Origin of the sequence: Desulfobacula phenolica (assembly GCF_900105645.1) — a bacterium.
Classification (GTDB): Bacteria; Desulfobacterota; Desulfobacteria; order Desulfobacterales; family Desulfobacteraceae; genus Desulfobacula; species Desulfobacula toluolica.
Genome location: NZ_FNLL01000005.1, coordinates 146747 through 158489, shown reverse-complemented (window position 1 = coordinate 158489; position 11743 = coordinate 146747). Strand labels below are relative to the sequence as shown.

Below are 11743 nucleotides of genomic sequence, written 5' to 3'. Positions count from 1 at the left end.
GTTTGGAATTGTTTTTGGTGTTATTAAATCCTGGTTCTATTTTTTATCCGGGGTTATATCCCTTTATCGATGATGTTTTTGTCGTGTAAGAGTCTTTCCTGAATGCCCCTTGAGACTTCCCAGTTTTTTTCAAAATCATTCCAGAAATCTTTGTTATCATCTTTCCAGCCTTTCCCGAAACGCTGGTTGAAATGATTCCCAAGTTTTTCAAACAAAAGTTTCCAAACTGGTTTGCCCTGGTTTTTTTCTCCCAAAAGTTCATTGAGCAATGAATCAAGCTCACTTAAATGTTCTTTTGAAAGATAGGAAATCGCTCCTTTTTTAATGGACTGCATCAAGGATTCAGGATTCAGAGAATTGGCCGTTAACATAACAGCCGGGATATCTCTTTTTACGCATTCTTCTAACAGTTTAATTCCGTTAACGCCCATAATGTCAAGAATGGCAAGATCATATTGGGTCTGGAGAATTTTTGCAGAAGCGGTTTCGTAGTCTTGGGCAATGTCCACTTTTGCTTCATCCAGAATTTCCTGTATGGTTTCAATTACATCCCATTCATCGTCAACAGCCAATATATGTTTGTCTTTGAGAAAAGAACCGGTTTGTGTCATTTTTTTTCTCCTTGTTAAAAAAAATATAAGTCAAAAAAAATATATAAAGGGATAAATGATATTTAGCTTAAAATAATGTTGCCAGTATCCTTAATTTGAATATTAGATACTAGGTTTTTAATTTTTTTATTATCTAAATAAGGTAATAAAAGCATAATGAAAAGTCAAGCCATTACAGGCGGTAAGATAAAAGATCCTTTTTGATTTCATTTGGTTTGTTTTTAATCCTGTTTTTAGATGGAGACTGTTTGATTGTTTTTTGGGGAGAATGATTTTTTTTATTCCTGGCGCGTATCACATTCTTGGCAGAATGCAGTTTGGGGATGATCGGAATGGGTTACCTCTATTGAGTGATCCTGCATTATTTCTACGGTGAGTAATTCATTCAAGATAAGTTCCTTTTCCTGATTGGTTATGACTGGAAAACCATAAGGCATATTTTTGTGTTTCAAGAGTTTGTCCGATGCTATCCTTTCATTAACAAAAACAAGGTGTTTTTTTAATCTGTTCTCCATATGGTGGTTAGACAGATCAATGATATTTTCTTTGATCCGGGGTATATATTCATTAAAACTATTATCAATATCACATCCGATTGTATTTCTGGCTGAAGCCATGGATGCTGCCATGGTGGTTCCTGTGCCGAGAAAAGGGTCAAGCACATTGTCCCCTTTAACAGAATACATATTGATCAGCCGGTAGGCTAGTTCAAATGGAAAAGCAGCGCTTCTGTTTCTGGAAGCTTTATCAATAAGTCCTTGACGGGTTCCTTTAATATCAAACCAGATGTCTGAGAAAAAAGTATTTCTTTCTTCCCAGAATATGGCGCTTTGTCTTCTGTTGAGTTTTTCATAATTGCTCTTAAATTCACGTTTTCCACCTTTTCTGACAATCAGTATATATTCGTGTTCCAAGGTGACATAAGCGCCTGCCGGCAACATACCTGATCCCATGAATTTATTGGGAGTATTGGTCTGTTTTCTCCATATTATTCCAGGCAGAGCTGAGAACCCAAGTTTAACAAGATATTGAAGAATTCTTGAATGGTTTGAGTAAATTGCAAAATTTGAATTAATGGTTCTTGTGGCATCCCCGATATTTATACAGGCAAATCCGCCGGATTTTAAGACCCTGAAAATTTCATCCCATACCGAATCAAGTATTTTGTGCATAAGTTCAAATGCTTTGTTGCCGTCTTTTCTATTAAGGGCTTTTGCAATCGCATTATTCTGAGAGGAAAAGATGTCATCCCACATCTCAATCATGGGATAGGGAGGAGATGTAACAATAAGGTCAATAGTGTTTGATGGGATCAAGTCAAGATTGTTTGAATCCTGAAAAAAAAATGTATGGGTCGTTTTCATATGTTTTGTTCTCAATAAATAAAATTTGGATCAAACCATAACAATTTTATGATTTTTTGTGTAGCCTTTTAGGATTCAGAATTTAATAACACTCAAAACTCGTCTGCCCAAAATTCATCCGGTTGATACTTGTAATCAAGTCACTTAATGTTTCAATTTATGGATTAATTGAATTTGCCTCCTAACATTCCAAATATATTATAAAAAATAATTTTAGTTTTTTTTAAAGTTCAGTCTTCGTTTGAACGATATCTTAAATATTCGAATAAATATTTTTAGTATTAACCCAATTTGGATTGGGTCCGGCTTGTATTCTCGAGTTTTTTTTTGTGATGCTGGTTTATTCTCTTGGCAATAACCTTTTAATGGGTGACCCGTCTGTCATAACATGATTTAAGTCCGAAAATTGAGGTATTAAATTAAAGGGTCGCAAATAAATGAAGTTTGGAAGGGAAAGATAAAAACATGAAAACATCTACTATTTCAGGGCATTCGTTGAATTATAAGCTGAATCAATTTTCAGCTTCGGTTAAAAGCAATCGCAGTACTCAGGCAAGCAAAAAATCAATGGATTTGAGCATGATATCCAGTCAATTCAGTCTCAACGTCAAATCCCAAGCCTTTGAAAGTTTCAATAAACAGGGCATCTTGATGAAAGAAAATTTTTTATCTGAATCCATGGATTTGAAACTTGAAGCTCCTGATTCTGATTTAAATCAAATTTCAGATCCTCAGTTACTTTTTGGTGAAAATGATTATTGGGGAGTCAAAAAGACATCTGAACGTATCTCAGATTTCGTTCTTCAGGGGGCGGGTGATGACCTTGAACGTTTGAAATCAGGAAGAGAAGGCATTTTGCGGGGATTTCAGGAAGCTGAAAAAGCATGGGGAGGCAAATTACCAGATATTTCATATGAAACCATGGAGAAGAGTCTTGAGGACATTGATGAAAAAATTCGAGAACTTGGGGGATCTGTGCTTGATCTTTCCACTTAGGCGCAATATCAAATATAAAATATTCCATCGACTCAGTGTGCCTATAAACGTTTTGGCCACAGCCCATTATTTCCAAATTTAAGATAGCAGTTACAGATCTTTTTTGCGGGCTATTTATTTATGATATTGCGCCTTAGAAGTTTTTTTATATTAAAATGATTTTTTAATATTTTTTTATATGCATTGGCCGTGGGGATAAAAAGATTGACGATGTAAGGGTGAAACTATATGGTGAGGAGGTGTTTATCCATGGTAAGGCTTTGAAAGGTAACGCTTTAAAAAAAAGGAAGATTGAGAAGGTTGAGAAAAAAAATTAAAGCCGGTGTTGTGCAGTTTGATATAAAAAACGGGCAAATTGAAACCAATTTGAATACTGTTTTTGGATATTTGGAGAAGCTGGCATCTCAAGATGTTTCTCTTGCAGTCCTGCCGGAAATGTTTTCCTGTTCTTTTGATAATGAAAATTTAAGTCGGCATTCAAAAAAAACAGATAAGGTCGTTGAAGAACTTTCTTTTTTTGCCGAAAAAAAGAAGATTGCCATAGTGGGAACGCTTCCTGAAAAGAAAGCAAATAAAATTTACAATACCATGGTGTTCATTGATGTGGATGGAAAAGTAAAAGGGGTATATAGAAAACTGCACCTTTTTCGGTTGACCGGTGAAAATCTGTATTATACTGCCGGAGATAAAATTGTCACAATCGACTCAAGTTTTGGAAAAATAGGACTGATGACCTGTTATGATTTGAGGTTTCCGGAGCTTGCAAGATCACTTTTTTTGCAGGGGGCACAAATGATTGTTGTTTCGGCGCAGTGGCCGGAATCCAGAAAAGAGCATTGGAAAACCCTGGTCACGGCACGGTCGGTTGAAAATCAATTGTTTATGGTCTGTTCAAACCGGACAGGCAGTGATGAGTTGTTGCATTTTCCAGGGATGTCCATGATTGTGGATCCCATGGGCAATGTTCTTGCCGATGCCGGATGTGATGAAACAAGTGTTTTTGCCAAGATTGATTATGGCCTTGTGAAAACGGCCAGAGCGTTAATTCCCTGCATGACGGACAGGAGACCTGAAATCTATGGATAAAATTTCCACTTTTGCTGAGATTAAAATATTATCCAGGCAATATAAGAATGCTGACAAGACCATTGTATTTACCAATGGATGTTTCGATATCCTTCATGCCGGCCATGTAAAATACTTAACGCATGCGGCAGAATTTGGAGACATTCTAATTTTAGGGCTAAATTCCGATGATTCTGTGAAGCGTATCAAAGGAGAAAAACGTCCGGTTTTGGGTCAGGATCATAGATCTTATGTTATTGCATCCCTGGCGTGTATTGATCATGTTGTATTGTTTGATGAACCTGATCCCGGGAAATTGATTGAGGCTGTCTGTCCTGATGTACTTGTTAAAGGAGCGGATTGGTCTGAAGATAAGATCATTGGAGCAGATTTTGTGAAACGCAATGGGGGTCGCGTAGAAAGGATCATTTTGGAACCTGATATTTCCACGACAAAAATTATAGAACGAATCGGTACTCTTTATTATGGAAAATAATAATATAAACGTTTATGAATTTGAGCTTTTTAAGGCCTGTCCTGATATTGTTCACGGTATATTTACAAGGATGAATAAAACTCTTGCAACTCCCTTTGATTTTCTGAGAATTGGTATTGATTCTAAAATCGGTCGAAAATCCCTTGTCTTTTTAAATCAGGTTCATGGGGATAAGATCAAGGTGTTAAAAAAGTATGATACGAAACTAACTGAAAATTTTGATTCGGGAAAAGAGACCAGCACCGCTGACGGTGTCATTACCAATATAAAGGATGTGGCGCTTGTGATCCGGGTGGCCGATTGCCAGTCGGTAATGATGTATGATCCGGTGCAAAAAATTATTGCAAACATTCATTCCGGCTGGAGGGGGAGTGTTAAAAATATTATTGGAAATTGTCTGGACAAAATGATTTTAGAGTTTGGCTGTCAGCCTGAAGATGTTATTGCCGGTATCTCTCCATCCCTTGGCCCATGTTGTTCCGAATTTATTAATTATAAGGCTGAAATCCCAAAAAAAATATGGAAGTATAAAATTGAAGATAAAAATTATTTTGATTTCTGGGAAATGAGTTCTGATCAGCTTCTGGATAAAGGGGTTAAAAAAGAACATATTGAAAATATGGAAATTTGTACAAAATGTCATACAGATCTGTTTTATTCTTTTCGGGGCGAAAAAACTGATAGCAGATTTGCCTGTGTGATATCAATGCGGTGATATGGGCTGAGTTTTGATATATAAATTTGAAATGGAAAAAAGTAAATGGAAAAAAGTAATGCAGTTTTTTTGACACAGAAAGTAAAAGCATCCGGTTGAGCTGCCAAACTTGATCCAGGGACGCTGGATCGAATTGTTCAAGGACTTGAAATAAAATCGCATCCCAACCTGATTGTCGGGCTTGATTCGCCGGATGATGCTGGTGTGTACAAATTGAATTCACAGACAGCACTTATCCAGACCCTTGATTTTTTAACTCCGATTACCGATTCACCCTATGAATTCGGCCAGATTGCTGCTGCCAATTCTTTGAGTGATGTTTATGCCATGGGGGGCAGCCCCATTACAGTTATGAATATCGTCTGTTTTCCCAGCTGTGATCTTGCTGAGGATATTCTGGCCAAAACCTTAAAAGGTGGCATGGATAAGATTAATGAGTCTGGTGCCGTTCTTGTCGGCGGTCATTCAGTGGAGGATGATGAGTTTAAGTACGGGCTTTCCGTTACCGGTATTGTTCACCCAGATAAGGTATTGACCAATGCTGCAGCTGCCACAGGGGATGCTGTTATTTTAACAAAACCTGTGGGAACCGGAATCATGTCAACGGCCATAAAGGCAAAGCTTGCCACAAAAGAGAATATAAATGAATCCGTGTCGGTCATGTCCCTGTTAAACAAAGCTTCAGCCATGGTAATGACACAATTTAAGGTCAATGCCTGTACAGATGTTACAGGATTCGGACTGGCAGGGCATTTGCTGGAAATGGCAAAAGGATCAAAAAAAGAGATTACTCTCCATACCTCAAAGGTGCCTTTTTTAAACAGTGTGCTTGATTTTGCAAATATGGGAATGGTGCCGGCGGGGGCTCATAAAAATCGGAAGTTTTTTGAAGCATCGACTCATATTGATCCGGCTGTTGACAGGGCCGTAGTTGACCTGATGTTTGACCCACAAACATCAGGTGGTCTGTTGATCAGCCTGAACAAAGACATAGCCGGGGCCTGCGTTGAGAAAATGAAAATAAATGGTCAAAACGCCTGGATAGTTGGTGAAATTACCCGTGACAGCAATGCTGGATTTTTGAGAATGATTTAATGCGTTTTCACATTGACTTGAGATTCAGCATATGTTATTTGCTCTCAAGATAAATTGATCTTTGAAGGCTAAAGGAAAGGATTTGGAAGGTATAAGATGAAAAAGGAAACCGGCAAAACCGTCAGAGAACTTGGATATTTTGCCAGCCTTGGATTGTCCGTGGCAATTTCAATTTTTATCGGTCTTTTCATTGGAATCTGGCTGGATAAGAAATTTGATACAGACCCTGTCCTGATGTTTATCGGGCTTGCATTTGGTATTGCAGCCGGATTCAGCAATATTATCAGAGCAGGTAAAAAGGGAAGAAAGTTTTAATGCAGGATCTTCATAAGATAGTTAATTTTGTTACAACTTCCAACTGGCTTTTATTGCTGTTCGGAGGAATGATCGGCCTGATGATGACCCCGGTAAAATTTGCTTTGGGAATCATTCTTGGTGGATTGATTGTGGCAATTAATTTTCATCTTTTGAAAAACACGCTTAAAAACATGTTTCACCCCGAAGTCGTATCAGAGCAAGGACGTTCGATTGTGAGCAATGTCCTGGTAAAATACTATATCCGATTTGCGATAAGCGGGACAGTGATTTTCCTGCTTATATCAAACCATATTGTGCATCCGCTGGGTCTTTTGGCGGGTCTGTCTGTTGTTGTGGCAAGCATGTTTATGGCTACGGTGCTTGAGTTAACAAGATTATTATTCAAGGAGGCGGTATAAGGTGGAACATCCGTATTTGATTCTTACGTCATTTTTTGGAATGATAGGTTTGGAAGAGTGGGCGGCAGCATATCCACATGTTACATATATGTGGCTGTGTATGATTGTTTTAATATTTTTCGGCTGGCTTGCAGGAAAGAGTATTACAATGGTGCCCAAAGCTGCACAGAATGTATTTGAAGTTCTGATCTCGGGGCTTGAAGAGTTTATGGTTACGGTTACAGGGGATGAGGGAAGAAAATCTTATCCGCTTGTATTGACAATATTTTTGTTTGTTCTGCTGGGAAATCTCATGGGATTGGTTCCTGCATTTTTTCCCCCAACGGCAAATATTAATACAACCCTGGGTTTAGCTATTATTGCGGTTTTATGGAGTCATGTAATTGGTGTTCAACAGCATGGTTTCAAGTATATTAAACATTTTTTAGGGCCTGTTCCTGCAATGATTCCCTTGTTTTTACCCATTGAACTTATAGGTCATTCCGCAAGAGTTCTGTCTCTTACTTTCCGTCTTTTTGGAAACATGGCAGGTCATGAGCTGGTTGTCGGTATTCTTCTGGGACTTGGGGGAATGTTTCTTGCACCTTTGCCGGTCATGGCTTTGGGAGCATTTGTTGCTCTGGTACAGGCGTTTGTATTCTTTTTGTTGTCAACCATGTATATTGCGGGTGCAATAGAAGAAGCACATTAATAAGTCGTTTTACGGGAACTGGGAAGAAGCCCGTTATTTTATATTATTTATTAAATTATATTAAGGAGTAAAACATGGAATTTCTAGTTGGTAGTGTATGGGCAGCAGGTCTTGCAATTGGTATTGCCGCTTTTGGTTGCGGTATTGGTCAGGGCCTGGGTTTGAGTGGTGCTATGAGTGGTATTTCAAGAAATCCTGAAGCAGCCGGTAAAATTCAGGTTAACATGCTGATCGGTCTTGCAATGATTGAATCTCTTTGTATCTATGCACTTGTTGTTGCCTTGATCCTTATGTATGCTCATCCTGCTCTTAAGGGTGCTATTGCTGCTTTGGGCGGACACTAAGCCATACTGCATAAATTAGACTGACTATCGTCTTAAAAAGGGTATAAGATGCTTTTTTATCTTATACCCTTTTTCCATTTTATCCTGTTTTAACGATTTCTCTTGCCTGGGTCTGTCATTATTGCTATATTTTCAGGCGACTTTAGAACTTAGGACTATATGATATGAAATCAGATGAAAATTTAATATTTTCCTGCGATTTAGAAGGTGGCATATGAATGATCAATCCATTGAATTTGGGAAGATAAAAGACGATTCAACTTTACCTGAAATTGTTCGCAAATCATTTCGTGTTCCTGTTAAAGACAGTCAGAATGTCCTGGTTACAATTAACAATACACAATATCCTGTACTGGATATTTGTCTGGATAGTATCGGCATTGTTCTTGAAGATAAATCAGCGTTTACCATTGACCAGATTTTAAAAAGTTGTGAACTTAATATTTTTGATTTAAAAATTAAAGATTTGAACGGTCGGATTGTTCATTTTTCATTGAGCCCTTCTAAACATTGGCACTGTGGTATTCAATGGATGGATATGAAACAAAAAACTGCTGATCAAATTTCAAAGATCGTTGCAGAAATGAAAGAACAAGTGTTAAAAGATGATACTATTTTGTTTGATTAAGAAAAAAATATTTCATGCCTTAGAGAAATGATATTATGGACAATATCCTTGTTGATTTATATGAAAGAACTTTTAACCTGCTGAAATTAAATGTCTTTCATTATTTGTTGTGGCAGATTGATCTGCCGTGGCCGTTATAGGGAACTTAAGAAGGAGGATTAGTGGCTATTATTGTCTGTCCTAAATGTGCAAAAAAACACAAAGTCAATTTAGATAGTCTTAAAGAAAATGCGCCTTTAGGAAAAAAAATTGCTGCAAGATGTAAATCCTGCGGTCATAAATTTCCTGTGCAACTTGACCAGATCATTAATAAAGAAAAATTTCAAGAATCAAAAATTAATGCCAGAAAAATTTGTGTTACCTTGAGTAAAGGCGGTGTCGGTAAAACCACGACTTCAGTCAACTTGAGTGCCGGATTAGCCCTTGCCGGGCATAAAGTCCTGCTTGTTGATACAGATACTCAGGGTCAATCCTCCTATATCCTTGGGAAAAAAACAAGAGCAGGTTTAACGGAATTGCTGACAAAAGAGCTTGCGCCTGAAGAGTGTATTGTCAGGGCCAGAAAAAATCTTTGGCTCCTTTCCGGAGGGAAATCACTGGCAGGTGTTAAAAGAATTATTGATCGCAAAAGTTTTGGTGCAGAATGGACCTTATCTGAAGCTATGAAAGAATTGGATCAACGATATGATTTTATCATTATTGATACGGCTCCCGGATGGGATCAGCTAATAGTCAATGTTCTGTTTTATGCCACAGAACTTCTCGTGCCGGTAGCATTGGAAGTAATGCCACTTCAGGGATTGTCGGAATTTATGAAAAGTTTGGGATCAATTCAAAAATATCGAAAGGAAATTGTCCTAAAATATATTGTTCCCACTTTTATGGATACCCGGATAAAGGGACCTGAAACAATATATTCACAGCTTAAAAAATTATATTCGGAATATATGTGTACTCCCATAAGATACTGTGAAAGCCTTTCCGAGGCACCATCTTATGGAAAATCTATTTTTGAGTTTGCTCCCGGTTCTACTGCATCAGCTGACTACAAGGAATTGGTAAGAAAAGTGACCAAGGATGAGTCCGCACTTCTTTAGTCTTTGTTTCCAAAATTTACGCCTGCTGAAACCTATGCAGAGGTTGCCCGGATTTTTTATTCCTGCCTCCACAAGTCATTCCAAATTGACAATCCGTTAGAATAGGATAAAAAGTTGGGGTACTGCCGTCTTTACATCCGGCAGCCCCCCTGATTTTTTTTATAGATTACAGATTTCCTGGCTGTTAATCACTTTAATATTTTGTTCGGCCAGGATTTTTAATGCTTTGTCATGATCATCAAATCGGAAAATCATGATGGCATTTTTGCATTGCGGATTGGCAAATGCATACATGTATTCCACATTAACTTCATTTTCAGAAAGTGGATCTAAAATATTATTCAATCCACCGGGCTCATCTCTCACTTCAACGGCTATAACCTGTGTTATGCCCACGGTAAACCCTTCTTTTTTCAATGCAGTTTTTGCGCCTTCATTGTTATTTACAATTAAGCGCAATACACCGAAATCAGTTGTATCTGCAAGGGATAAAGCCCTGATATTAACATTGGCATCCCTTAAGATTGCAGTAACTTCTGCAAGTCTGCCTTCCTTGTTTTCAATAAATACGGAAATTTGTTCAGCACACATTGTGTTTACCCCTTAAAGTAATTTAAATTTTTCGATTATCAATGACTCGTACTGCTTTTCCTTCGCTTCTTTCAATGGTCTTTGGCTCAACAAGCATAACTTTTGCCGAAACTCCCAGATACTCTTTGATATCATTGGAGATTTTTTGTTCCATGGTCTGAAGAGTCTTTATTTCATCACTGAAAAGTTCTTCATCAATTTCAACTTTTACGGTAAGGCTGTCAAGATTTCCTTTTCTGTCAACCACCAGCTGATAATGGGGAAGAATTTGTTTTGTCTCCATTAAAACACTTTCAATCTGGGACGGAAAGACGTTAACGCCTCTGATAATCAACATGTCATCGGTACGGCCCGAGGGTTTGTTCATCCTTATATGGGTTCTTCCGCAGATGCAGGGTGCAGGATTTAAAGAGGTAATGTCTTTGGTCCGATACCGGATTACAGGGAAGGCTTCTTTGGTGATGGATGTAAAAACAAGTTCCCCGGTTTCACCATATGGAAGAACTTCTTGTGTTTCCGGATCAATAATTTCAACAATAAAGTGATCTTCAAAAATATGCAGGCCCTTTTGTTCTTCGTAACATTCAATTGCAACGCCGGGGCCGATGACTTCACTTAGTCCGTAAATATCCATGGCTTTCAGGTGAAGTTTTGATTCAAGTTCTTCTCTCATATTTTCAGACCATGGTTCTGCACCAAAAATTCCAGATTTAAAATAAAGGTTTTTGAAATCAACGCCCATTTCATCGGCAACCTCTGCAAGATGAAGAACATAAGAAGGGGTGCCGGTGAGTATGGTCGGTTTGAAATCCTGCATAATGGTAATCTGACGTTTGGTATTGCCGCCTGAAACCGGTATGATGGATGCACCAAGTTTTTCAGCACCATAATGAACCCCCAAGCCGCCTGTAAACAGCCCATATCCAAAGGCATTGTGGATAATATCACCACTTGTTCCGCCGGCAGCAGCAAAGCATCTTGCCATAAGTCTGGCCCAAGTATCAATGTCCCTTTTTGTATAACCCACAACGGTAGGTTTTCCAGTAGTGCCTGAAGATGCATGGATACGAACAATGTTTTCCATGGGTACGGCAAACATATCATAGGGATAGTTGTCCCTTAAATCCAGTTTGGTTGTAAAGGGCAGCCGTTTGAGATCATCAAGGCTCTTGATATCCGAGGGCTTAATCCCGGCTTTGTCAAATGTCTTTTTGTAAAAAGGAACAGTGACGTAAATCCGTTCAATGGTTGTTTGGAGTCTTTTTAGCTGAATCGCTTCAATGCCTTCCCTTGGCATTGTTTCGGAATCAATATTATAAATGGGCATTTTTTAT

Annotated in this window: 15 protein-coding genes; 11 read left to right on the top strand and 4 right to left on the bottom strand. The window is 38.2% G+C overall.

Features of this window, described 5'->3' with window-relative positions:
• Window positions 1-53: 53 nt before the first annotated feature.
• Complete coding sequence (locus BLT94_RS09705) at window positions 54-611, bottom strand: response regulator (protein WP_092233371.1); 558 nt, start codon at window positions 609-611, stop codon at window positions 54-56.
• A gap of 278 nt (window positions 612-889) precedes the next feature.
• Window positions 890-1975 carry a DNA-methyltransferase gene (locus BLT94_RS09700; RefSeq protein ID WP_092233368.1) on the bottom strand — a complete coding sequence of 362 codons (1086 nt, stop codon included), beginning with the start codon at window positions 1973-1975 and terminating at the stop codon, window positions 890-892.
• 465 nt (window positions 1976-2440) lie between these two features.
• Between BLT94_RS09700 and BLT94_RS09695 the strand changes: the two genes are divergently transcribed.
• The 11 genes from BLT94_RS09695 to BLT94_RS09645 all read left to right on the top strand — a co-directional run bounded on the left by BLT94_RS09695 (window position 2441) and on the right by BLT94_RS09645 (window position 9818).
• Window positions 2441-2971: a hypothetical protein gene (locus BLT94_RS09695; RefSeq protein ID WP_092233365.1), complete on the top strand. Its 531-nt coding sequence runs from the start codon at window positions 2441-2443 to the stop codon at window positions 2969-2971.
• A gap of 300 nt (window positions 2972-3271) precedes the next feature.
• Window positions 3272-4057, top strand: a complete 786-nt coding sequence (locus BLT94_RS09690; protein WP_092233362.1) for a carbon-nitrogen family hydrolase — start codon at window positions 3272-3274, stop codon at window positions 4055-4057.
• Entirely contained in the window at window positions 4050-4532 is a 483-nt protein-coding gene (gene rfaE2, locus BLT94_RS09685; protein WP_092233359.1) for a D-glycero-beta-D-manno-heptose 1-phosphate adenylyltransferase, read from the top strand. The genes BLT94_RS09690 and rfaE2 overlap by 8 nt, the downstream gene beginning before the upstream one ends.
• Window positions 4522-5247 carry a peptidoglycan editing factor PgeF gene (pgeF, locus tag BLT94_RS09680; protein WP_092233356.1) on the top strand — a complete coding sequence of 242 codons (726 nt, stop codon included), beginning with the start codon at window positions 4522-4524 and terminating at the stop codon, window positions 5245-5247. The genes rfaE2 and pgeF overlap by 11 nt, the downstream gene beginning before the upstream one ends.
• A gap of 45 nt (window positions 5248-5292) precedes the next feature.
• Window positions 5293-6342, top strand: a complete 1050-nt coding sequence (gene selD, locus BLT94_RS09675; protein ID WP_092233353.1) for a selenide, water dikinase SelD — start codon at window positions 5293-5295, stop codon at window positions 6340-6342.
• Between the two features lie 96 nt (window positions 6343-6438).
• Window positions 6439-6657 carry an AtpZ/AtpI family protein gene (locus BLT94_RS09670; RefSeq protein WP_014957335.1) on the top strand — a complete coding sequence of 73 codons (219 nt, stop codon included), beginning with the start codon at window positions 6439-6441 and terminating at the stop codon, window positions 6655-6657.
• Window positions 6657-7058, top strand: a complete 402-nt coding sequence (locus BLT94_RS09665) for an ATP synthase subunit I (protein WP_014957336.1) — start codon at window positions 6657-6659, stop codon at window positions 7056-7058. Before BLT94_RS09670 ends, BLT94_RS09665 begins: the two co-directional genes overlap by 1 nt.
• 1 nt (window position 7059) lies before the next feature.
• Window positions 7060-7749, top strand: a complete 690-nt coding sequence (gene atpB, locus BLT94_RS09660; RefSeq protein ID WP_014957337.1) for a F0F1 ATP synthase subunit A — start codon at window positions 7060-7062, stop codon at window positions 7747-7749.
• Between the two features lie 74 nt (window positions 7750-7823).
• Window positions 7824-8093, top strand: coding sequence for an ATP synthase F0 subunit C (gene atpE, locus BLT94_RS09655; RefSeq protein ID WP_014957338.1), 270 nt, complete (start codon window positions 7824-7826; stop codon window positions 8091-8093).
• A gap of 214 nt (window positions 8094-8307) precedes the next feature.
• A complete protein-coding gene (locus BLT94_RS09650; RefSeq protein ID WP_092233350.1) occupies window positions 8308-8721 on the top strand; it encodes a hypothetical protein in 414 nt (137 codons plus the stop codon).
• Between the two features lie 161 nt (window positions 8722-8882).
• Window positions 8883-9818, top strand: coding sequence for an AAA family ATPase (locus BLT94_RS09645; protein WP_092233347.1), 936 nt, complete (start codon window positions 8883-8885; stop codon window positions 9816-9818).
• A 159-nt stretch (window positions 9819-9977) separates the two neighbouring features.
• On the opposite strand, the gene BLT94_RS09640 is transcribed toward BLT94_RS09645, so the two are convergent.
• Together BLT94_RS09640 and BLT94_RS09635 are read right to left on the bottom strand one after the other, a co-directional pair.
• A complete protein-coding gene (locus BLT94_RS09640) occupies window positions 9978-10409 on the bottom strand; it encodes an ACT domain-containing protein (RefSeq protein WP_092233344.1) in 432 nt (143 codons plus the stop codon).
• A 22-nt stretch (window positions 10410-10431) separates the two neighbouring features.
• Window positions 10432-11736 carry a phenylacetate--CoA ligase family protein gene (locus BLT94_RS09635; RefSeq protein ID WP_092233341.1) on the bottom strand — a complete coding sequence of 435 codons (1305 nt, stop codon included), beginning with the start codon at window positions 11734-11736 and terminating at the stop codon, window positions 10432-10434.
• Between the last annotated feature and the right edge of the window lie 7 nt (window positions 11737-11743).

What these genes read in the sequence shown, in the direction of transcription:
- BLT94_RS09670 (WP_014957335.1), top strand. Translation starts at nt 6,439, where the DNA reads ATGAAAAAGGAAACCGGCAAAACCGTCAGAGAACTTGGATATTTTGCC.
- rfaE2 (WP_092233359.1), top strand. Translation starts at nt 4,050, where the DNA reads ATGGATAAAATTTCCACTTTTGCTGAGATTAAAATATTATCCAGGCAA.
- atpE (WP_014957338.1), top strand. Translation starts at nt 7,824, where the DNA reads ATGGAATTTCTAGTTGGTAGTGTATGGGCAGCAGGTCTTGCAATTGGT.
- BLT94_RS09695 (WP_092233365.1), top strand. Translation starts at nt 2,441, where the DNA reads ATGAAAACATCTACTATTTCAGGGCATTCGTTGAATTATAAGCTGAAT.
- pgeF (WP_092233356.1), top strand. Translation starts at nt 4,522, where the DNA reads ATGGAAAATAATAATATAAACGTTTATGAATTTGAGCTTTTTAAGGCC.
- BLT94_RS09635 (WP_092233341.1), bottom strand. Translation starts at nt 11,736, where the DNA reads ATGCCCATTTATAATATTGATTCCGAAACAATGCCAAGGGAAGGCATT.
- BLT94_RS09650 (WP_092233350.1), top strand. Translation starts at nt 8,308, where the DNA reads ATGAATGATCAATCCATTGAATTTGGGAAGATAAAAGACGATTCAACT.
- BLT94_RS09640 (WP_092233344.1), bottom strand. Translation starts at nt 10,409, where the DNA reads ATGTGTGCTGAACAAATTTCCGTATTTATTGAAAACAAGGAAGGCAGA.
- BLT94_RS09705 (WP_092233371.1), bottom strand. Translation starts at nt 611, where the DNA reads ATGACACAAACCGGTTCTTTTCTCAAAGACAAACATATATTGGCTGTT.
- BLT94_RS09665 (WP_014957336.1), top strand. Translation starts at nt 6,657, where the DNA reads ATGCAGGATCTTCATAAGATAGTTAATTTTGTTACAACTTCCAACTGG.
- BLT94_RS09700 (WP_092233368.1), bottom strand. Translation starts at nt 1,975, where the DNA reads ATGAAAACGACCCATACATTTTTTTTTCAGGATTCAAACAATCTTGAC.